The 21,111-nt window shown below is 40.0% G+C and carries 16 protein-coding genes and 1 tRNA gene; 9 read left to right on the forward strand and 8 right to left on the reverse strand.

Annotated elements, in window-relative coordinates:
- Positions 1-1,122: 1,122 nt before the first annotated feature.
- The 4 genes from ACO1XM_RS19065 to ACO1XM_RS19080 form a co-directional block, all read right to left on the reverse strand.
- Positions 1,123-2,394 carry an adenylosuccinate synthase gene (locus ACO1XM_RS19065; protein ID WP_486231975.1) on the reverse strand — a complete coding sequence of 424 codons (1,272 nt, stop codon included), beginning with the start codon at positions 2,392-2,394 and terminating at the stop codon, positions 1,123-1,125.
- Positions 2,395-2,506: 112 nt separating this feature from the next.
- Positions 2,507-2,836 carry an STAS domain-containing protein gene (locus tag ACO1XM_RS19070; RefSeq protein WP_486231977.1) on the reverse strand — a complete coding sequence of 110 codons (330 nt, stop codon included), beginning with the start codon at positions 2,834-2,836 and terminating at the stop codon, positions 2,507-2,509.
- A complete protein-coding gene (locus ACO1XM_RS19075) occupies positions 2,833-3,300 on the reverse strand; it encodes a Fur family transcriptional regulator (RefSeq protein WP_486231979.1) in 468 nt (155 codons plus the stop codon). Before ACO1XM_RS19075 ends, ACO1XM_RS19070 begins: the two co-directional genes overlap by 4 nt.
- A gap of 198 nt (positions 3,301-3,498) precedes the next feature.
- Positions 3,499-5,736 carry a RelA/SpoT family protein gene (locus ACO1XM_RS19080; protein WP_486231981.1) on the reverse strand — a complete coding sequence of 746 codons (2,238 nt, stop codon included), beginning with the start codon at positions 5,734-5,736 and terminating at the stop codon, positions 3,499-3,501.
- A gap of 218 nt (positions 5,737-5,954) precedes the next feature.
- On the opposite strand from ACO1XM_RS19080, the gene ACO1XM_RS19085 reads away from it, so the two are divergent.
- The 4 genes from ACO1XM_RS19085 to clpX all read left to right on the forward strand — a co-directional run bounded on the left by ACO1XM_RS19085 (position 5,955) and on the right by clpX (position 9,684).
- A tRNA-Leu gene (locus ACO1XM_RS19085) sits at positions 5,955-6,036 on the forward strand.
- A 72-nt stretch (positions 6,037-6,108) separates the two neighbouring features.
- Entirely contained in the window at positions 6,109-7,455 is a 1,347-nt protein-coding gene (gene tig / locus ACO1XM_RS19090; RefSeq protein WP_486231983.1) for a trigger factor, read from the forward strand.
- Positions 7,456-7,687: 232 nt separating this feature from the next.
- Positions 7,688-8,359, forward strand: a complete 672-nt coding sequence (locus tag ACO1XM_RS19095) for a ClpP family protease (protein ID WP_486231985.1) — start codon at positions 7,688-7,690, stop codon at positions 8,357-8,359.
- 92 nt (positions 8,360-8,451) lie between these two features.
- Positions 8,452-9,684 (forward strand): ATP-dependent Clp protease ATP-binding subunit ClpX, encoded by a 1,233-nt coding sequence (gene clpX / locus ACO1XM_RS19100; protein WP_486231987.1) that lies wholly within the window; start codon positions 8,452-8,454, stop codon positions 9,682-9,684.
- Here clpX and lpxB read toward each other — a convergent pair.
- The 4 genes from lpxB to ACO1XM_RS19120 form a co-directional block, all read right to left on the reverse strand.
- Positions 9,681-10,805 (reverse strand): lipid-A-disaccharide synthase, encoded by a 1,125-nt coding sequence (lpxB, locus tag ACO1XM_RS19105; protein WP_486231989.1) that lies wholly within the window; start codon positions 10,803-10,805, stop codon positions 9,681-9,683. The two genes, clpX and lpxB, sit on opposite strands and share 4 nt — an antisense overlap.
- 35 nt (positions 10,806-10,840) lie before the next feature.
- Positions 10,841-11,260 (reverse strand): 6-pyruvoyl trahydropterin synthase family protein, encoded by a 420-nt coding sequence (locus tag ACO1XM_RS19110; RefSeq protein WP_486231991.1) that lies wholly within the window; start codon positions 11,258-11,260, stop codon positions 10,841-10,843.
- Positions 11,261-11,302: 42 nt separating this feature from the next.
- Entirely contained in the window at positions 11,303-14,677 is a 3,375-nt protein-coding gene (locus tag ACO1XM_RS19115; RefSeq protein ID WP_486231993.1) for a S8 family serine peptidase, read from the reverse strand.
- A 93-nt stretch (positions 14,678-14,770) separates the two neighbouring features.
- Entirely contained in the window at positions 14,771-15,352 is a 582-nt protein-coding gene (locus tag ACO1XM_RS19120; RefSeq protein WP_486231995.1) for a hypothetical protein, read from the reverse strand.
- 415 nt (positions 15,353-15,767) lie between these two features.
- Here ACO1XM_RS19120 and ACO1XM_RS19125 point away from each other — a divergent pair, with 415 nt between their 5' ends.
- The 5 genes from ACO1XM_RS19125 (at position 15,768) to ACO1XM_RS19145 (ending at position 21,083) form a co-directional block, all read left to right on the forward strand.
- Positions 15,768-18,461, forward strand: coding sequence for a M16 family metallopeptidase (locus ACO1XM_RS19125; protein ID WP_486232068.1), 2,694 nt, complete (start codon positions 15,768-15,770; stop codon positions 18,459-18,461).
- A 94-nt stretch (positions 18,462-18,555) separates the two neighbouring features.
- Positions 18,556-19,236, forward strand: a complete 681-nt coding sequence (locus ACO1XM_RS19130; protein ID WP_486231997.1) for a helix-turn-helix transcriptional regulator — start codon at positions 18,556-18,558, stop codon at positions 19,234-19,236.
- A 70-nt stretch (positions 19,237-19,306) separates the two neighbouring features.
- A complete protein-coding gene (locus tag ACO1XM_RS19135) occupies positions 19,307-19,687 on the forward strand; it encodes a hypothetical protein (protein WP_486231999.1) in 381 nt (126 codons plus the stop codon).
- Positions 19,684-20,307, forward strand: coding sequence for a hypothetical protein (locus ACO1XM_RS19140; protein ID WP_486232001.1), 624 nt, complete (start codon positions 19,684-19,686; stop codon positions 20,305-20,307). The genes ACO1XM_RS19135 and ACO1XM_RS19140 overlap by 4 nt, the downstream gene beginning before the upstream one ends.
- A gap of 2 nt (positions 20,308-20,309) precedes the next feature.
- Entirely contained in the window at positions 20,310-21,083 is a 774-nt protein-coding gene (locus ACO1XM_RS19145; RefSeq protein WP_486232003.1) for a HEAT repeat domain-containing protein, read from the forward strand.
- Positions 21,084-21,111 lie beyond the last annotated feature (28 nt).

Genomic DNA, 21,111 nt, shown 5'->3' on the forward strand with positions numbered 1-21,111 from the left:
CAATAGTTGTTGTCCTAGCTCTCCTTTATTAAAATTTATCCTCTTAAAGAATCAACCTCTAAAGTTCATCTGAGACATTTGCTAAATCATCCCAAAACCCTTTAAGGTCCGCTATCAATTAATCATTCATTCAAAGAACGTGTTAGTAATTTGCCCTTCACAAGGCTGCTACTAAATGTGGTTTTAAAAGCTGTTTATTTTAGAACCAAGTTTTCAATTTTTGTGCCCCGTTCCTTCTGAATGGGACGGCAAAAGTAGGAGAAGAGGTTGGACTGTGCAAGTGCTGTCAAGAAATATTTCAATATTTCTTTAAAAAGTTTTCCACATTGTCATAATGTGCTGATAATCATGAGGGGAAAAGTGAAGAAATAACTAAAAAAATTTAACCGAAAAGGTTGGTTAGTGAATAGATGGGATAAAGTATCTGGTGTGTTGGGGAAATTGCCTGGATCAGGGTGGGTGGGATTTTAGGATTGACAGGATCCGCTAACGACAAGAATATCATAGCCGTAGTTATTGGTGAATGATCTGGCACAATTGGATTGTGTTGCCAGTTTAAGAATGCCTTTTATAATACGAAAGGAATTAGTTCATGAAGACATAAAACAAGATGGCGGAAACTTTGAGCACATTGTCTGAATCAGGATGAATCGGATTTTAGGATGGGCAGGATGAGGTATTAGAAAATATCAAAAGGATGATAATGGTAATCGGTGAATAAGTATGTGAATTGATAACATGCTGCTGCGTGAGGGATAGCAGCGGAAAGTCTGCTTTAATAAACTTTTCAATCGACTACAATATGTAATGGCAGACTTGCAGCGTATAGCCCGACCCGTTGCGTGGTTTGTGTGCAGGCAGGGGCACGCCCGGATCAGGATCAGGATTAACAAGATTTTAGGATTAACAGGATTAGTGAGGGTCTAGTTTATTTAAAACGTAAAAGAAACTATACACTCATCGTCTGGATCAGGATGGGCAGGATGTAAGGATTAACAGGATTAGTGAGTGTTTAGCTTGTTTACAGCGTACAAGAAACTACTCACTCATCGCCTTGATCAGGATGGGCCGGATGTGAGGATTAACAGGATGTGTTAAATACAAAAGTATTTACCAAACTTATTATCGATGAATGGTTTCTGTGCGGTCAGGGCCTGTTGAAACTAAGGTGATGGGTACATTCAGTTCTTTTTCAAGGAAATGAATGTAGTCATTTAGCTCTTTGGGCATGTCTTGCTTTAGGATACCCTTGACGTTGCAAGCCCATCCTTTCATCTCTGTATAGATGGGTGTGATCTGCTCGTTAACCAGTTCGTATGGAAGTGTATCGGAGATGCTGCCATCTCTAAGTTTGTAGTGTGTACAAATTTTTATGGTTGAGAAGATGCTAAGTACGTCTGCTTTCATCATGAGTAGCTGCGTGACGCCATTAATCATGATGGAATATTTTAATGATGGCAGGTCGATCCAACCACAACGTCTTGGGCGGCCTGTCGTAGAACCAAATTCATTTCCTTCTTTACGCATGCGTTCACCCTCTTCGTCCATAAGTTCTGTAGGAAAGGGGCCGCTGCCAACGCGTGTGCTATACGCTTTGAAGATACCGTAAACTTCGCCAATCTTGCTTGGTGCCACACCTAAGCCTGTGCAGGCGCCTGCTGAAACGGTGTTGGAACTTGTGACAAAGGGATAAGAACCAAAATCAATATCGAGTAAAGAGCCTTGTGCTCCTTCTGCCAGAATTGTTTTACCAGCATTGAGTTCGTTGTTGATTACGTATTCACTTTCGATGAGCTTGAATTGCTTTATGAACTCAACTGCTTCGAAGAAGCTGGCTTCGAGTTCCTGCCAGTTATACTCGATACTATGTTCTTTAAGAATGGCAAAGTGTATGTCGGCAAGTTTCTTAAATTTTTCCTTGAATTTATCGGAAAGTATATCGCCTACCCTAAGCCCCTGACGACCGATCTTATCCTGATAAGTAGGGCCGATGCCCTTAAGTGTTGAACCTATCTTATCTACGCCTTTTGCTGTTTCATAGGCCTGATCTAACAGCCGGTGGGTTGGGATAATAAGTTGCGCCTTTTTGGAGATATATAAATTCTCTTTGAGGTTGAGATTGAACTTAGCGGTAACACCTTCAATTTCTCTTTTGAGGACAATAGGGTCTAAGACCACACCATTGCCTATGATGTTCTTAGTTTTTTCGCGAAAAATGCCAGAAGGGATTTGGTGCAGTACATGTTTTTTGCCGTCAAACTCAAGGGTGTGACCTGCATTAGGACCACCCTGGAAACGTGCGACTACATCGTACTTAGGTGCTAACACATCTACAATTTTACCTTTACCTTCATCGCCCCATTGGAGACCTAAAAGAACATCTACTTTTGTCATTTGCCTCACCCCCAGCCCCTCACCTTCAGAAAGGGGAGTTAGGGAATTTAAATTAATACTAGTGAATCTATTATAAACCTTATCGTCATTGATCAAACAAAGACTAAAGAAACTATTTAATTTCTGCTTCTGATTGAATGATGGTGAAAATTGCATTCAATTTTGTGATCACCAACAGCTTTTGAACGCTGTCGGAGGGCTTCATTAAATACAGTTCACCACTTTTGTTTCTGAATTTTGTCAGCAGCGTAATTAACACACCTATACCACTACTATTGATATAGCGCAGGTCTGAAATATCGACCAAACACTTTTTTATTCCATTTGCAATTGATTGGTTGGCCACTTCAAGTATAGCGGTGCCCCCAGTTTCGCCAATCAAGTCACCTGAAAGGTTAAGGGTTAATAAATCGCTTTTCTGTGTATGTGTAAAATTGATCATGATGCTTTTCGGTTTTCGCAGTTCTCTTTTTTGCAGGCTGCATACAGAATTAAAGAATGGTGCATAACCTGGAACTGTAGTAAATCTTGTACTGTGTTTTGAATATTTTGTATGCGTGGATCGCAAAATTCTATAACCTTGTGGCAATCGGTACAAATCAGGTGATCGTGTTGCTTGTAACCATACGATTTTTCGTATTGCGCCAGGTTTTGACCAAACTGGTGCTTACTAACTAGATCGCACTCTACTAAAAGGTCCAAGGTATTATAAACTGTGGCGCGACTTACACGATAGTTTTTATTTTTCATGCTGATGTAGAGTGATTCTACATCAAAATGACCATCGCGTGTATAGATTTCTTCGAGTATAGCGTAGCGTTCGGGCGTCTTGCGAAGCTCTTTGCTTTCCACATAGGCTGTGAAAATTTTCTTTACTTCCTCATAAATCTTTGGATTTAGCGCCATAAGAGGTGGCAAATGTAATGACAATTTGAAGATTCGAAAATATGAGTGCTGTATAAACTGTAAAACTTTTGTAAGCCACAGATGTGTGGAGATAGAGTCAACTAAAAGAATCGATTTTAGCTACTAGCTTCTGGCTGCGAGCCCCTAGAAATGTGGGCAACCAGGTTCAATGGCGGTAGCGTTTAGGCTAAAGGGTGACTACAGTTCTCTGGGTTCTGTTTCTTTAGAATCGAAACGACTGACTTTCACAACGCCCTCGACTTGTTCCAGTTTCGCAATAAGGTGCTCTAAATGTCTGGTGTCGTTTACATATAACATGATTTCGCCTTCGAATATACCTGTATCTGTATGTATTGACATGGAGCTCATGTTTACTTTAAGCTCTTCTGAAATAACCTTTGTTACGCCATTAATAAGCCCTACCCTATCTGTACCCTTAATTTTTAAACCAGTTAAGAAGGCTACTTCGTGCTGGGAAGTCCATTTGGCTTTAACCACCCTGTTGCCATGGTTGGCCATAAGTTCCGCTGAGTTGGGACAATTGGTTCTGTGTATTTTAATGCCCTCGTTGACCGTAACAAAGCCAAATACTTCATCGCCCGGAATGGGTGTGCAGCATTTTGCAAGCTTATAATCAACCACATCCATGTCCTCGCCAATAAGGAGCATGTCTTCATACCTGTTTTTGAGTGCTGTTATCTCCTTCTCAATCAGCTTAGCATCGCTGATGGGTGTAGTTGGTTTAGATCTTATGGGTGAAGTCGGTTTAAACTCTGTAAAGCGCTTGATATCAGCTGTTCCGATAATATTGCGCCCCACACGATAATACAGATCAAAGTGTGTTTTAGCATTGAAGTATTCGCGCATGTGCTCGAATGTATCTTGTGAGGCCTCCACCTTAAGCTGCTTAAGCTTGCGCATGATAATCTCCTTACCTTCTTGCGCAGCCTGCTTTTTTTCTTCTTTTAGAGAATCTTTGATATGCCCTTTAGCTTTTGAGCTGACTACAAACCGCAGCCAGTCTTCATTTGGTTTTTGTTTAGATGAAGTCAGTATTTCAACCTGGTCGCCATTTTTTAAAACATGGCTTATGGGTACAAGCCTGTTATTGATTTTGGCTCCAATACATTTGGACCCAATCTGGCTATGGATTTCGTATGCAAAATCGAGCGCGGTTGCCCCAGATGGCAAGGTTTTTAATTCGCCTTTGGGCGTAAAGGCAAAGACTTCTTCTGTAAAAAGATTACCCCTGAAATCGTCAACGAAGTCGAGTGCAGTGTGGTCATTGTGTTCAAGCGTATCGCGCACGCGTGCCAACCATTTCTCGAGGTTAGACTCGTTGATTCCGCTGGATTCTTTATACTTCCAATGAGCGGCATAGCCCTTCTCGGCAATATCATCCATACGTTCAGTGCGAATCTGCACTTCCACCCACTGACCATTTTTAGCCATAACGGTTGTATGTAAAGATTCATATCCGTTTGACTTGGGCGTGCTGATCCAATCGCGCAGGCGATCAGGATTGGGGGTATAAAAATCAGTAACAATAGAATACACTTGCCAGCAAAGTGCTTTTTCTTGTTCCTGTGGAGCATCGATGATAATGCGAATGGCAAACAAATCATAAACCTCTTCAAAAGGTATGTTTTGGCGCTTCATCTTATTCCAAATGCTATAGATGGATTTAGGTCTTCCTTTTACCTCACAGCGAATGTTTTGCTTATTAAGCTCTTCTACAATCGGCTGCATGAAGGCCTTTATGAATTTGTTTCGGGTAGCCCGGGTGTCATCAATTTTAGAAGCGATCGAGTTATAAATCGGACGGTCGGTAAAGCGTAGGTAAAGATCTTCCAATTCCGTTTTAATGGCATTGAGACCTAAACGATGCGCCAGCGGTGCGTAGAGGTAAATTGTTTCGGAAGATATTTTCAGCTGCTTGTTACGCGGCATGCTTTCTAGTGTGCGCATGTTGTGTAAGCGATCTGCAAGTTTGATCAGGATTACACGTACATCTTCCGAAAGGGTGAAGAGCATTTTTCGGAAGTTCTCTGCCTGCTGAGAAGTACCATACTCAAAAACACCCGCAATTTTTGTGAGGCCATCGATAATGCGAGCCACTTTTTTCCCGAATATTTTTTCAATATCGACCAGCTCCATGTCGGTATCCTCTACCACATCGTGCATTAGTGCTGCGAGTATCGAGGTTGTACCCAAGCCTATTTCTTCAACGCATATTTCAGCAACGGCCAATGGGTGTAAAATATAAGGCTCACCCGATTTTCTGCGCATATCCTTATGCGCTTCTGCAGCTATGGTAAATGCTTTTTTTATGAGTTTGGCATCACCATCTTTTAGAACCGGCTTAGCTTTGCGCAGCAGTTTGCGGTAATGATTGATTATTTCTTTCTTCTCCTTTTCTACGTCTATTGCCACCATTAATCGGGAACGATCTAAAAATTGACACTTTGCTTCAATATACTACCTCGTTTTCTAATTTAAGAAGAACTTATCAAGCGCTTTTCGATATTTTAACGGATATATTTTCGTCATCACATTTCTAATTTCGTAATAATTTCTACATTTGCGCTCCCAATTCCAGCCATTGGGGGTGTTGAAGCGCTGAATAAGCTGAGAATCAGCATCTTTTAAAAAATGCGCATGTGGCGTAATTGGTAGCCGTGCCAGACTTAGGATCTGGTGCCGCAAGGCGTGGGGGTTCGAGTCCCTCCATGCGCACAACCGAACCCTTAATGCCCGCAAGAAAAAACGGGTATTGAGGGTTCTTACTTTATAAGCAATAAAGAAAAAATGGAAATCACACTCAACAAACAGAAAGGCACAGAAGGTAGCATCAAAATCAAGCTTGCAGAAGCTGATTACCAGACGCAGGTAGAGAAGAAACTTGGCGATTATGCCAAAAAGGCAAGTATCAAGGGTTTTCGCCCTGGTAAGGTGCCGGCAGGTGTTGTTAAGAAAATGTTTGGTAAGTCAATTCTTGTTGAAGAAATCAACCACATTCTTTCGCACAAGCTTAACGATTATATAAAAGAGCAAAACCTGAAGATTTTAGGTGAGCCTCTGCCCAACTTAGAGAAAAGCCGCTTGATCGACTGGGATAACCAGAAAGATTTTGAATTCGAGTATGAGATTGGCATCGTTGAGGACTTTAAATATGAGTTGTCGGATAAGGTAAAAGTGAAATCTTACCCTATTGAATTAGATAAGAAGATCGTTGATGACACACTTGAAGATTTGCGCAAGCGATTTGGTAAGGTGGAATACCCGGAGACTTCTGCCATTGGCGATAATGTATATGGCGATTTACGTGAGAAGGGCGGAGCATTTAAACGTGAGTATGGTTTTATTGCTACCGATAAAGTTGCCAAAAAAGAACAAAAGACTTTCCTCGGTTTAAAGAAAGAGGATGAGGTAGAATTTGATATCACCAAAATCTTTGATGAGATCTCACTAACTGCCAATTTATTAGGTGTTAGCGAGGATGAGGCCAAGAAAATGAAGGGCACTTTTGTATTGAAAATCAATACCATTAGCCGCACTGAGCCTGCCGAAGTAAATCAGGAGTTGTTTGATCGTGTATTCGGTAAGGATACAGTGAAGAACGAAGAAGAATTCATTAATAAGATTAAAGAAACTGTTGGTGAAAATTACAAGCGCGAAACGCAACATTTCTTAGAGCATCATATTGAAGATTACTACATCAAAAACACTAATATCAATCTACCGGAAGCATTTTTAAAGAAATGGCTGCAGGCAACCAGCGAAGGCAAGGTTACTGAAGAGATGATTGAAAAGGAATTTGATCAGTATAAGCGCAGTATTGTATGGGATTTAGTACGCAATAAAATAGCTGAAGACCATAAAATAGTTGTTGATGGTAATGAGGTGAAGAGCCGTGCGAAGGAGATGATTATTTCTCAGTTTGGAGGCCCTGCGATTGCAGAACAATTGGGAGATCGCCTGGATGCCATTGCTGACAATTACCTGCAGAACGAAAACGGCAAAAACTTTATGAATCTTTACAGTCAGTTACGTAACGATAAGATTATGAAGCTGATACGCGAAACCATCAAAGTTGATGAGAAAAAGGTTAGTGTAGAAGAGTTTAAAAAGGTTGTTGAGGAACACACGCACTAGAAGCTAGAAGCTCGAGGCTCGATGTTAGAGATTCGAGTTTAGCAGTCCTCAAATCTTTTCAACAATAAAGGCTTGATTTTTACGACTATGGTTTTGGTAGGAAATTTATTCCAATCAAAACCATTTTTTATTTACAATGGTTTAATTGAAATTCATGCCGGACTTGTTCCCGTATCTTTTGAGGCGCGGTTCTTAGTCTTGATTACAGAAATAGTTTAAACAAACACCTTTTATGCAAAACAACAATGAATTCAGAAAGTATGCCGTGCATCACCTGGGTATGAGCGGTAACACCGTTGATAGCTATGCTCAAAAAATTGAGAATATGACACAATACGTTATCGAGGAACGCCCCGGTAACTTTCGTGCTATTGACGTATTTACGCGCTTAATCTCAGACCGTATTATCTTTTTAGGCATGGGGGTAGACGACCAAATCGCTAACCTTTTACAAGCGCAGCTTTTGTTTTTGGAGTCTGCCGATCCTAAAAAAGACATCATTATGTACATTAACAGCCCGGGTGGACAAGTGTATGCAGGGTTAGGTATTTATGATACCATGCAATACATCAATCCGGATGTAGCCACCATTTGTACAGGTTTGGCCGCATCGATGGCGGCAGTATTATTGGCAGCTGGTGCCAATAAAAAGCGTTCTGCACTTCCTCACTCCCGCATCATGATTCACCAACCTTCATCCGGTGCGCAAGGAACTTTGAAAGACATGGAAATTTCGTTGAAACAAACCATTGAAATTCGCGAAGACCTGTATAAAATCCTGGCAAAACACACAGGAAAAGACTTTGCCACGATTGAGAGAGACAGCGACAGAGATTATTGGATGCGTGCTTCTGAGGCTAAAGAGTACGGAATGATCGATGAAGTGCTGGAAAGGAAGAAGTAATGCTCAATGTGCCAATTAGCCAATATGCCGGGGGAATTGTATCTTTGTAGGTCTATTGGCTGATTGGCTTATTTACTAATTTATTTATTAACATGGCGGAAGTAACTTGTTCATTTTGCGGGAGAAATAAGAAAGATGTGGACCTGATGATTTCAGGTATACATGCCCATATTTGTGACAAGTGTGTAACACAAGCCACGCAGATTCTTCAGGAAGAGAAAAAAAGCAAAGTTGAATCTGGTACTGCCCCCAACTTTAAGCTGATTAAACCACGTGATATCAAGAAATACCTTGATGAATATGTAATCGGGCAAGATGAGGCTAAAAAAGTACTTTCTGTTGCTGTTTACAATCACTATAAGCGCTTGATGCAACGCAAAGTTGAGAGCGATGTAACCATTGAAAAGTCTAACATTATCATGGCCGGTGAAACCGGTACCGGTAAAACTTACCTAGCCCGTACTTTAGCCAAGCTTTTACAAGTTCCTTTCTGCATTGCAGATGCTACAGTATTAACCGAAGCCGGTTATGTAGGTGAAGATGTTGAAAGTATTTTAACACGTTTATTACAAGCAGCTGATTACAACGTAGAGGCGGCTGAACGTGGTATCGTTTATATTGATGAAATAGATAAGATTGCCCGTAAATCTGATAACCCTTCTATCACGCGCGATGTGAGTGGTGAGGGCGTGCAGCAGGCATTGCTTAAATTGTTAGAAGGTACTTCTGTTAACGTTCCGCCTCAAGGTGGAAGGAAACATCCTGATCAGAAAATGATTACAGTTAACACAGAGAATATTTTATTTATCTGTGGCGGTGCTTTCGAAGGTATTGACAGATTTATTGCCGGCAGGTTAAATACAAGACCTTTGGGTTTTGTTACCAATGTAGATGGCTTGCATCCTGCTGATGTAGAGAAAAATCTATTGCAATTTATCTCTGCTCAGGATTTAAAAAGTTTCGGATTGATTCCTGAATTAATAGGTCGTTTACCCGTTGTTTCTTATCTGAATCCCTTGGATAAAGAAGCGTTGAAGAAAATACTATCTGAGCCTAAGAATGCGCTGATCAAGCAATACAGCAAGTTATTTGAGATGGAAAGTATAGAACTTGAATTTAAAGATGGCGCGCTAGACTTTATTGTTGAAAAAGCAGCTGAATTTAAATTAGGTGCACGTGGTTTGCGCAGCATCTGCGAAGCCATCATTAACGATGCGATGTTTGACCTTCCTTCTGAGAAAACTACAGACCGGTTAGTGATTACACGTGCTTATGCTGAAGAGAAATTTAATGGTTCTCAGTACAGCAAACTCAAGGTTGCTTAATTAGCTTTCTCTGTTAAGTATTTCACCATTAATCTTCCGGCATTGGATGAGGCCGAGCCTATATCCAATATTCTATAGACTTCCTGGTTTCCTGCTAAGACAAAACGTCTTCTTTCAGTATCATTCACCAACTGAGTGAGTTCGGCAGACACCGTCTGTGCTGTACAAAGCTCTTGAATCATTTCTTTAACCACTTCACGATCTGCTATGAGGTTTACCAAAGAAATAAAGGGCACCTGAATAACACGTTTAGCAATAAAATAATTGAGTGCGCTTGTTTTGTACACCACAATCTGAGGCACGTTAAATAAGGTTGTTTCTAAAGTCGCTGTGCCTGATGTAACAATGGCAGCCTTTGCATAGGTGAGCAAATCATAGGTAGCCTCTTCCACAAAGGTTACATTCGGAAATCCTTCAAAAGCTTTATACGATTTACGGTCCAGGTTTGAAACTGTGGCTACTGCAAAATGATAGACTGGATTCATTTTTACCACTTCAGCCATTACAGGAATAATGTATTTCAACTCCTGTGCGCGACTGCCGGGCAAAAGTGCGATAAGTTCTTTACCGGCTGGCCAATTGTATTTGTTTTTAAAATCTGTTGATGGCTTAAAATCTTTTACGGCATCTAAAACCGGATTGCCCACATAATCAACATCCCAGTCGACCTTGCGTTTAAAAAATGCTTTTTCAAAAGGAAGAATGACAAACATTTTATCGATGCTTGCTTTTAACGACCAAGCCCTGTTCTGCCGCCATGCCCAGACCTTGGGTGATATATAATAATAAACTGTGATGCCGTTCTCTTTACAAAATTTACCGATCCGTCTGTTGAAGCCTGCATAATCGATCAGGATTACCACATCGGGTTTCCAGCTTGTAATTTCGGATTTACAATGCTTAATGTAGTTGGCAATAGTATTCAGGTTGGTCAGAAATTCAATAAAGCCCATGAAGGCCATGTCCTTGTAATGAACAGACAAATCAAGTCCGGCTTGCTGCATGTAATCACCACCGAAACCTTTAAAGGCTGCATGCGCATCATGCAGCTTAATGGCTTTGATCAGATTACTTCCATGTAAATCTCCAGAGCGTTCACCGGCTACTATATAATATTTCACTAGGCTTGAATAGATTAGTCCTTCGTACGTAAGATTTACTCACCAAAATATTCAACGTAATTACGAGGTGTCTCGTAAAGTTTAATACTGTGTAATTCACCGTACTTTGTAATAGACGAAAGTTTGGGTGATAATATTTTCCAGAATTCGATAACAAGGTTTTCGGTGCTGGCAAGCTTGTTAGTCATAAAATCCACGTCCACATTCAGGTTTTTATGATCTACCTTATCCACAATCTCTGTACGGATCAGCACGCTTAGTTTTTTAAGGTCGACCACAAAGCCTGTGTCCGGGTCAGGTTTTCCTTTGACTGTTACTATTAATTCAAAATTATGGCCATGCCAATTAGCATTAGCGCAAGGGCCAAAAACCACCTCATTTTTTTCCTTCGACCAGGCAGGATTATAGAGTTTATGCGCAGCATTAAAATGCTCTTTGCGACTTACATACACCATGCTGCAAATATACGATGTGCAAATGGTTTCTCACTTCTGCACTTAATAATGTGCAATTAGGAGTTTTTCAAGTTTGACAGTGCCGTTGGGGTAGGTCATTTTGACAAAATAAAGTCCGTTTGGCAGGTCTTTTACATACACAGGCCTTGTTAAGTCGATATAGCTTATCAATTGTCCGAGATTATTAAGTAAGAGAGCCATCCCCTCTGGCGCCTCTCCAGTAAGGGCATCAATCGAGAAGTATTCGCTAGCCGGATTAGGGAAAATATGATGCGGAGTCAGACTTTCCGTAATTTCAGAAATTAGGTAAGGTGCAGACAAGCGATTACAAGTTTCGTTTGATATTAACACTTCGTACAGACCGGGCTGCAGGTTTTCGCTGAATTCACGTGAGAGTGCATTCTCTACAAGTTGCCTGTTTAAATACCATTGATATTGATTTGTTGAGATCAAGCTCACCAGTTTGCCTGTTGAACTTACTAGAATCTCGTTTGGAGGCAGGTCATTTTCTTTTATCAGTATTTCTTTAGTAAAAGAATGACTTTGCTGATTATTGCTTACAACAAGTGTTACGCTGTATAATCCTATTGTTTCAAAAGTTCGTACTACGCTTTGTGTGTTGAAGTTACTTGTATTGTTTAAAGGATCTGTAAAAGACCATTGCCAGGCAGTTGGATTACCTAGAGAACTATCCGCAAAAGCTGTTAATCCATTAACACAGGTAAAATATGAATCAAAATCGGAGAACAAGACCTCATCGCATGGCAGTGTAAGCCAACGATCAGCATTTTCAACCTGGCTCAGTGGACCTGCATTTACCACTGCTAAACCTGTAGCATCTACGTTGCTAACGTTCAGGTTTTCAAAACAAAGTTTTTTATGTTCTGTAAAGTTAATAGTAGCTCCTTCTTCACTTTTAATCAGGCAGGGTAACAATGCTGAGGTGTTTACCAGCAAAGTGTGAACTTGTGATGTAGTTCCATTGGTGAGTACCCATTGAGCACCATTGTTTAACTGTAGTGTATCAAAGGCAAGCGAGCCGTTGGTAGTTAGACTTCCTGCGCATATTAGTTTTGTTATTCTGCCTTCCCCATTCAGTCGTGCATTGTCACTTGTTATTCGAATCTCTCCATCAAAATTATTGTTGCCCAATGCTAACTGAACATCATTCTCTGAAACCAAAAGCAAGGTTTTAACCGCAGAAAATGTAATTGTAGCTCCAAGATTCATCGCTTCGCGGATACTTAGCTCAACATTTGAGATATCTAAGGTGACCGTGTTTGTTGCATTGAGGCTATTGATATTCGCCTTGGGCATATTACAATGCAGCACACCATTGATAAGCTCAACATCGCCAGCATTAAACGAACCATCTACAGACCATTCACCTGATTGGAAATGAAGATCAGTATCATTCAAAGCAGTGTTACTAAAGTGAATAGCACCTTGCTGACTTGTTGAAAAATTAAAAATACCATCTCCAATGACAACTGTGCTATCTGAAGCAAGCGTTAGCCCTTTACTAATGGCTAGGGTATTACTCTTTAAATCCAAAAAAGCTTTTTTATTACACAGCCACTTTATCTGACCAATATTTGCATTAGTTGTTAAACGTATGGTGTCTTCTCTGTTCATAGACAGTTCGTCAATGATTACTATATCGTTAACAGCAGGCAATTCATTTGCAACACTACCACCAGATGTAAAGGACCAGTTGCTTGCCTCCTGCCAATTACCAGTTCCTCCAGTCCAATAAAATATTTTTGAGTCTGCATTTTGCGATTCATATGAAATTACCAAGGAAAAATCCTGGTAACCTTGTCTGAGCTCACCTTTATGACGAACTAAAATTTTATAGTTTTTATTTAAAGGATTAGCCAATTCAATTTTCTCAATGTTATCTCTATTGTTATCTGCCTGAATGGCTTGTGCTTGTGGCACACTTGGATTTAATGACCAGGGTAATGTAACCAGTCCATCTTCATCGATAAGCCTTACATCAAGGTCATTCACAAGCATTTTATCAAGCGGATCAAGCGAAGCGCTTACAGGGGTTCCTTCGGGATCTGTCCAGCTAAGTGTTATAGTGATTTTTTTATTTGCGCGCGGTTGAATCGTCAATTCGTAGGTTGCATTATTCAACAGTCTTTCCTCAGTAAGTAATTGGTCTGTATTGTTTTCAGCAACCAGGAAATCTGCTCCTGCTTTAACATCCAACAGACCCCATCCAAATTGATAATCGGGGCCAGGCTTTGGTCCTGCTTCTTTTGCCGTATGGATGGCCAAAGCTTTTAGTGTTGCAGCTTTCATGAATTTACCGGCATGCAGTTTTGCATAAAGTTCTTGCAATAACATTAATGAGCCGGTTACACTCGGTGTAGCCATCGAAGTACCTGTTGAAAATTCATATCCATTTACACCATTGGCATTTGTGGAGAATATATCGACCCCGGCTGCAACGATATCTGGTTTTATCCGCCCATCATCGGTAGGCCCCCAACTACTGAAGTGACTCATCTGCACACTGGCTGGCGAGGTGTAGTTTATCACTTTTTGTACTGCACCTACGGTAATAATATTTTTACCAACAGCATCTGAGATGATACAATCATAACCTGTGCCTCTGTTGCAATCTGCCGGGCGCGTACCATTTCCAGTGTCGAAGCGATCGTTACCTGCAGCCCATACAATTGTGTAGTAAGGCGATAGATAAGCGAGTGCGTCAATATTTTTTGTTCGTTGGCTATAAAAGCCATGTCGATAATCTTCCTCAGTGCTGATTTCAGGATTGCCATACCAGGTCCATGTTCCATTACGTAGCGACCAACCAGTAACTGCTCCGTAAGAGTGGTTAGAAAAAAGTAATGGTTTATCAGCATTGGCAGCCACACTCATTTCTGAAAGGTCGTTATTGAAATAGTAAGTGTAGGCGTTTGCCTGGGGAGCCATTCCTTTCGCCAGCGGATTAACACCTGCAGCCAATAGGGTACCCGTTACATGGGTGGCGTGAGATTGAAAATCACTTCCTTCTTTTGAAAGAATTCTGTTTCCAAATTCAATATGTTCTTTTACCAGGCCATCATCCCATACGCCACAATTAATACCCTTGCCTGCCAGCTGAAAAGAACCCAGTGGGTTTATCAAACTGAAAGCACCTGTTGTTCTAGCCGCACCATCGTTTAATGGGGCTCGATAGGAGAATTGAAAATTTTCGTCCATTACTAGCAGCCACTTTTGCTGTTTGATGCTGTCTACTAAAACTGAAGGAATGTTTTCGGCTTGCGCCTTTTTTATTGCCAGGATGTGAAGTGTACTGTCTTCCGCTTTTCGTGCTTTGGCAAAAGTCCTTAGGGAATACTCCTGCGCCAGGCTCAGCGAAGAAGTCAGGATTAAATATAGAAGCAGGAGTTTTTGCATAACTTGTATGCAAAGGTAAAATAAAAGTTCAGTTGATTTAAATGTAAATAATGCCTGCCCATGCTTTGTTCAGGACAGGCATTATTACAATGCCTATTTTGCCTTGATCAGGTGCGATACGCCCTGGTCGGTTGTTATCAGAAATTTTAATCCTTCAACTTTATTAGAAAAATTATAGATTTTACTGTATTGCTTGTCTAAGCTTTCCTTGTGTTCATGCAGCAATTTGTCATTTTGATCTGTGATTCTAACTGTGAAACTTTTCGCCTTTTCGTCAGCAACCGTTAGCAAAAACGATCCTTCTTTTTTCATCCTAATCACATTTGACAATAATGGCGCTTTGCGATCGCTTGTATTTATTTTTTCAACAAACTTCTCAGTGCCATCACTCACCACAACGGTATATTCACCACCTTTCATGGCAGACAAGTCATAGGGTCTTATAAATCCATCTGACTTTCTGATGACCTCCGTGAAAAGAAGCTTGTTTTCTGTATCATAAATAGATACTTCAATCGTTGCTGTTTTTGTGTTTTTGTAAAAGAGCTGAATATGATCTGCATCTTTTTGCATAATAGCAATCTTAGAGGAAGCTTTTGGATTATCAATCCCACCGGCAAGCGCAACACTACTCACAATTGTGAGCATGACGAAAATTGAGAAGGTCTTTTTCATGCGTCTTTGTTATTTATTATGACTTGAAGACGAGGTGCAGCAAGGGATAGTTGCAGAATTCATGTTAAGAATAGTTAAAGAAATCTTAAGGTCTATTAACACATACTACGATCTGGGTTAGGGAATTTGCTTTTTTTAATGCCCTGTATTTTAGTTTCGGCTTATCTCCTTCTCCTTATGAAATGATTAAAGGTTCAAACATTATTGTCTAAAGTTGAATCCCACAAATTGCGTTAGTAAATGCTTGTATTAATACTGTCAATAATTTACCTTCAAGATCTCGTTAAACTAAACACAACCCATGAAACGATTATTAATGAATTCGCTGCTACTCATAATGATAGCAGTTTCACCGCTTCTGGCACAAAAGAAGGGGAAAGAAAAATCAAGTAGTGCCAAAACACCTCCACCCGCAATGGAGCAGGCAAAACCTGCACTTGCGGCTCCTGTTAAGTTTACCTCAGTAGAGGGAATTACTGAATACAGATTAACCAATGGACTGCGTGTATTACTTTTTCCCGATCAATCGAAGCAAACCATTACGGTAAACATAACCTACATGGTTGGTTCTAAACATGAGAACTATGGTGAGACCGGTATGGCTCACTTATTGGAGCACTTAGTGTTTAAAGGAACACCCAAGCATCCAAACATTCCGCAAGAATTAACAGAGCACGGTGCCAGTCCGAATGGAACAACCTGGGTTGATCGCACCAATTATTTTGAAACATTTAATGCCACTGAAGAAAATTTAAAGTGGGCTTTAGATCTGGAAGCTGACCGCATGGTTAACTCTTACATTGCTAAAAAAGATTTGGACAGTGAGATGACCGTTGTAAGAAACGAATTTGAATCAGGTGAGAATGATCCGTTTAGAATTTTACTTGAACGTGTTACTTCCACTGCCTTCTTATGGCATAACTATGGTAAGTCAACTATTGGTTCAAAGGCTGATTTGGAGAATGTTCCTATCGATCGCTTACAAGCTTTCTATAAGCGCTATTACCAGCCTGACAATGCTGTTTTAGTGGTAGCCGGAAAAATTGATGAGGCTAAGACCTTAGAGATGATTAATCAATACTTTGGTGTTATCCCTAAACCGGAACGCGAATTACCAAAGCTATATACACTCGATCCCACACAAGATGGTGAGCGTACTGTTACCTTAAAACGTGTTGGTGATGTACAGGTAGCGATAAGTGCTTATCATATTCCTGCGGGCTCTCATGTGGATTATGCAGCGATTACTATTTTATCACGCATACTTGGAAGTGCCCCTGCCGGTAGATTATACAAAGAATTAGTTGATACAAAAAAGGCAAGCAATGCTGGTGCCTTTGCCAGAGGATATAAGGAACCGTCTTTACTCTTTACATATGCTCAAGTGTTAAAAGAGAAGTCGATGGACGATGCAAAAAATGTAATGCTTAGTGTTACTGACAACTTTACAAAAACACCTCCGACAAAAGAAGATGTTGAACGTGCAAAAAATGAAGTGTTAAAACAAATAGAATTATCATTTAACTCCTCACAAGCTATTTCTCTCCAGCTAACTGAATATATTGGTATGGGCGACTGGCGTTTACTATTTTTATATAGAGACCGTATCAAAGCGGTTACCCCGGAAGACGTTCAGCGTGTGGCGCTGCAATACCTGAAACCCGATAACAGAACGGTGGGTGTATTTGTACCAACTGAAAAACCTGAGCGCGCTGAAATACCAGGTATTCCCGATGTTGATGCTCTTGTGAAGGATTACAAAGGCAACCAGGCAGTAGCTGCGGGCGAAGCTTTTGATCCAGCTCCGGCTAACATTGAATCAAGAACAGCACGCACTGATCTGGCAAATGGTATGAAGCTTGCCATGCTCAGCAAGAAAACAAGGGGCGAAGCCGTTGAAGTAAGATTGACACTTCGTTTTGGAGATGAAAAATCATTGCAAAACAAATCTACTGCTGCACGTTACGCAGCCAGTATGCTGAACAAGGGAACGTCAAAAATGACACGTCAGCAAATCAAAGATGAGTTTGATCGTTTGAAAGCCAATGTATTTATTGGTGGTGGTGCTTCACAGGCTTTTGTTACCATCTCTACTACACGACCAAATCTTGTGGAGACATTAAAGCTTGTTAAAGAAGTTTTACGCGATCCCGCCTTCCCTGTCGATGAGTTCGAGAAAGCCATCAGTGAAGAGATTGCCGGCATTGAATCACAACGCAGCGAGCCACAAGCTATTGCTTTCAACAGGATTCAACAACATACTTCTCCTTATCCGAAAGGAGACCCTCGTTATTCTGAAAGCTTTGATGAGTCTACCGCTTCATTAAAGGCATTGAAAATTGATGAGGTGAAGAAGTTTTATAAAGATTTCTTCGGTGCCAATAATGCCACCATGTCTATTGTTGGGGACTTTGATGCCAATGAAATCAAAACACTTGCTGCAACACTATTTGGTGACTGGAAAAGCAGCATGCCTTATACACGTATTCCTAGTAAAGCAATACCTGTTAAGACTATTAACGAATCTATTGAAGCACCTGATAAGGCTAATGCATTTTTTGTGGCCAGCTATAACTTCGAGATGCGCGATGACAATGCAGATTATCCTGCTTTAGTATTGGGTAATTACATGTTAGGTGGTGGATTCTTAAATTCAAGATTAGCTACACGCATTCGTCAGAAAGACGGACTTAGCTACGGTGTTGGTTCACAATTCAGTGCTGGTTCTTTGGATCCGGTTGGTAGTTTCTTCGCATATGCTATTTATGCACCTGAGAACGTAGAGAAACTGGAAGCAGCTTTCAAAGAAGAAATTCAGAAAGTAATTACTGAAGGGTTTACAGCTGAAGAAATTGCTGCTGCTAAATCTGGTTGGACACAATCCAGAACCGTATCACGCTCGCAAGATGGTGGTTTAGCCGGAACATTAAACAACTACTTATTCATTGGACGCAACATGACTTGGGATGAAGCTTATGAGAAGAAGGTAGCAGAGTTGACTCCAGAGCAGATTAATGCAGCCATGAAGAGACATTTGAAGCCTGAAATGATTAACATTATTAAGGCAGGTGATTTTGCTAAAGCAAAAGCGAAGGCAGAGGGTAAATAATTATTTTTAAATAACTGAAAAGCCACGGATAGTTAAGTATCCGTGGCTTTTTCGTGTGACCATCTACACAGAATCTTAAATGGCTTGTTAAATAATGAATAGAATCGATCGTCTCTTAGGCATTTTAACAACATTACAATCCAGAAAAGTAGTTTCTGCCAATTTTATTGCAAATAAATATGAAATAAGTTTACGCACTGTTTATAGAGATATTAAAGCACTGAATGAAATTGGCATCCCTATTGGTTTTGAGAATCAACAAGGTTATTACATTGTCAAAGGGTTTTTTTTGCCTCCTGTGTCATTCACGTGCGAAGAGGCCAATGCACTAATTCTTTTGGTTTCGCTTTCTGAAAAATTTACTGACAAAAAAATTCAGAGAAGTACCGACAGTGCATTAGATAAAATAAAATCAACTCTTAAATCAGTCGATAAAGAGAAAGCTGATTTTATGCAATCGCAAATAAAAATTTATAATCCTAAAATAGAAGACAGTAGCAAAGATTGGCTTGTTGATATTCAGCATGCGATTATCAATAAACAGATATTGGCTATAGATTATTTAAACAATGAGGGCAAAGAAAGTCAAAGAGAAATAGAGCCAATAGGCCTAACTTTTTACTCTAATCAATGGCATTTGATTGCCTGGTGCTGGATTCGTAAAGCATATAGGGATTTTAAGACCAAGCAAATCACCCAATTGATAAATACTCATAAAAGTTTTAATAAAGCGGCACATCTTGATATTAACGCCTATATAAAATCAATATCATAAAAGTATTTTTGAACTGACTGCCATAGGGTTGTCAGTGGGTAAGCCTCTTTTTGCATAAAAACCTAAAATCATGAAAAAGATTGGCAAAATTTTACTCTTCGGGGTTCTCATCTGGCTTTCCATATTTATTCTGGCGATGCCATTTTTTATGTTTTACGAAAATCAAAGGGCTCTTTTCGAAACAATAATTAGTATTATTACAACATTCGTTATCACATTATTCACCGTATTTAGTTTCAAAAAAGTAGATGCTAATTTTATCAAAGCTGGGTTTCAGCTCGGATTAAGCTGGATGCTCGTTTGTCTATTAATAGACATCCCCATGTTTTCTTTTGGCCCAATGGCCAGATCACTGTGGGGCTACTTTAAAGACATCGGTTTCATATATATCAATATCCCAATAATTACTTTAAGCGTGGGTACTTTACTTGATCATAAATTAAGCAAATGACAATACTAAATAAATTAGCCTCCTCCCTAAACAGAAGAGATGACGAACCCAATCAAAAACTGGCAACGGTTATTGCTGACAAAAGTGACAAAAATGCTGTAAAAGAGCTGGTTGATAATTTAAACAATGTCGATAAAAGTATACAACATGATTGTATAAAGGTATTGTATGAAATTGGTGCTCTTAAGCCTAACCTTATTGCGCTTTACGCTAAAAATTTTGTTGCCTTGCTTAATAGCACAAATAACAGGCTTCAGTGGGGTGCCATGATAGCACTGAACATGATTACCATTGAAAAACCAAAAGAAATTTATGATGCATTATCAAAAATTATCGCAGTTGCTGATAAGGGTTCTGTGATTACAAATGATCATTGCGTTAACATTCTAGTAAAGTTGTGCTCTTTAAAAGCGTATCACGAGGATGCCTCCACTTTGCTTTTAGAACGTTTAGAAAAAAGCCCTACCAATCAATTGCCAATGTATGCAGAAAGTGCAATGCAGGTAATAGGTGATAAGAAAACCAGTTTTATTAAATTGCTGACTCAGCGAATGAAGGAAATGGATAAGGAGTCTAAACGTGTTAGGTTAGAAAAAGTGATAAAAAGATTACAGAAATAGTAATGGCCTTTTATGATTTAACCAAAGAGGAACGCCTCAAAGTTGTTGCAACTGTAAGCAAACACATCCTGCATGATCTGGAAAATAGTAAGAACCTAAAAATACGGACTTATTTTGGAGATAGTGATACTTACATAAGAAAGACAGCGTACCTGGCTATGGGGCGTACTTATTTTCATCATGCAAAACTTCAAACTACGATTATAGCAGCACTTAATATGCTTCAACAGCATACCAGTTATAGCATTCGTCAGACAGTGATTAACTCAGCTGGCGAAATTGGAAAGAAAGATTTCAGCATTGTTCAACACATCTTCGACAAAGGCTTATTCGATAATCACCATGCGCCCCGCAATGCAGTTATCGGCTCTGTGAAAAAAATGGGGGAGGTAAATCCAAAACCAGTATTGAGTTGGGCAAAAAAATACCTTCACCACCCCGACAAGGAAATCAGGAGAGAGATATGTCATGGTATTGAACTTCGTGGACGTAAACATCCTCAGGATATTTTACCTTTGCTTGAGGAACTACAAAATGATAAAACGGCAAGGGTGCGCAATACTTTAGTGCATGTGCTCGGACAAATTGCTTATAAAAATGGTTGTCTGGAAACAGTAGTGGCACATTTAAAAGACTGGGATAATCAGGAACTGGTCAATGATGCGCTTTTAGAAATCATTGATGTACACCACAGATACCGGAATTTTACAGCACTCACACAAGCAGAGGCTAAAAAATATATACAAAAAAATTTTACAAAAAGACTCTTGAAATAATTCTACTTCAGATTTTATCTACTGAAGC

The sequence above is a fragment of the Chryseotalea sp. genome (genome assembly GCF_057350905.1).

Bases quoted from the DNA above. Each gene is read 5' to 3' on its own strand.
- ACO1XM_RS19065 (WP_486231975.1), bottom strand. From the start codon at position 2,394: ATGACAAAAGTAGATGTTCTTTTAGGTCTCCAATGGGGCGATGAAGGT.
- ACO1XM_RS19070 (WP_486231977.1), bottom strand. From the start codon at position 2,836: ATGATCAATTTTACACATACACAGAAAAGCGATTTATTAACCCTTAAC.
- ACO1XM_RS19075 (WP_486231979.1), bottom strand. From the start codon at position 3,300: ATGGCGCTAAATCCAAAGATTTATGAGGAAGTAAAGAAAATTTTCACA.
- ACO1XM_RS19080 (WP_486231981.1), bottom strand. From the start codon at position 5,736: ATGGTGGCAATAGACGTAGAAAAGGAGAAGAAAGAAATAATCAATCAT.
- tig (WP_486231983.1), top strand. From the start codon at position 6,109: ATGGAAATCACACTCAACAAACAGAAAGGCACAGAAGGTAGCATCAAA.
- ACO1XM_RS19095 (WP_486231985.1), top strand. From the start codon at position 7,688: ATGCAAAACAACAATGAATTCAGAAAGTATGCCGTGCATCACCTGGGT.
- clpX (WP_486231987.1), top strand. From the start codon at position 8,452: ATGGCGGAAGTAACTTGTTCATTTTGCGGGAGAAATAAGAAAGATGTG.
- ACO1XM_RS19110 (WP_486231991.1), bottom strand. From the start codon at position 11,260: ATGGTGTATGTAAGTCGCAAAGAGCATTTTAATGCTGCGCATAAACTC.
- ACO1XM_RS19115 (WP_486231993.1), bottom strand. From the start codon at position 14,677: ATGCAAAAACTCCTGCTTCTATATTTAATCCTGACTTCTTCGCTGAGC.
- ACO1XM_RS19120 (WP_486231995.1), bottom strand. From the start codon at position 15,352: ATGAAAAAGACCTTCTCAATTTTCGTCATGCTCACAATTGTGAGTAGT.
- ACO1XM_RS19125 (WP_486232068.1), top strand. From the start codon at position 15,768: ATGGAGCAGGCAAAACCTGCACTTGCGGCTCCTGTTAAGTTTACCTCA.
- ACO1XM_RS19130 (WP_486231997.1), top strand. From the start codon at position 18,556: ATGAATAGAATCGATCGTCTCTTAGGCATTTTAACAACATTACAATCC.
- ACO1XM_RS19135 (WP_486231999.1), top strand. From the start codon at position 19,307: ATGAAAAAGATTGGCAAAATTTTACTCTTCGGGGTTCTCATCTGGCTT.
- ACO1XM_RS19140 (WP_486232001.1), top strand. From the start codon at position 19,684: ATGACAATACTAAATAAATTAGCCTCCTCCCTAAACAGAAGAGATGAC.
- ACO1XM_RS19145 (WP_486232003.1), top strand. From the start codon at position 20,310: ATGGCCTTTTATGATTTAACCAAAGAGGAACGCCTCAAAGTTGTTGCA.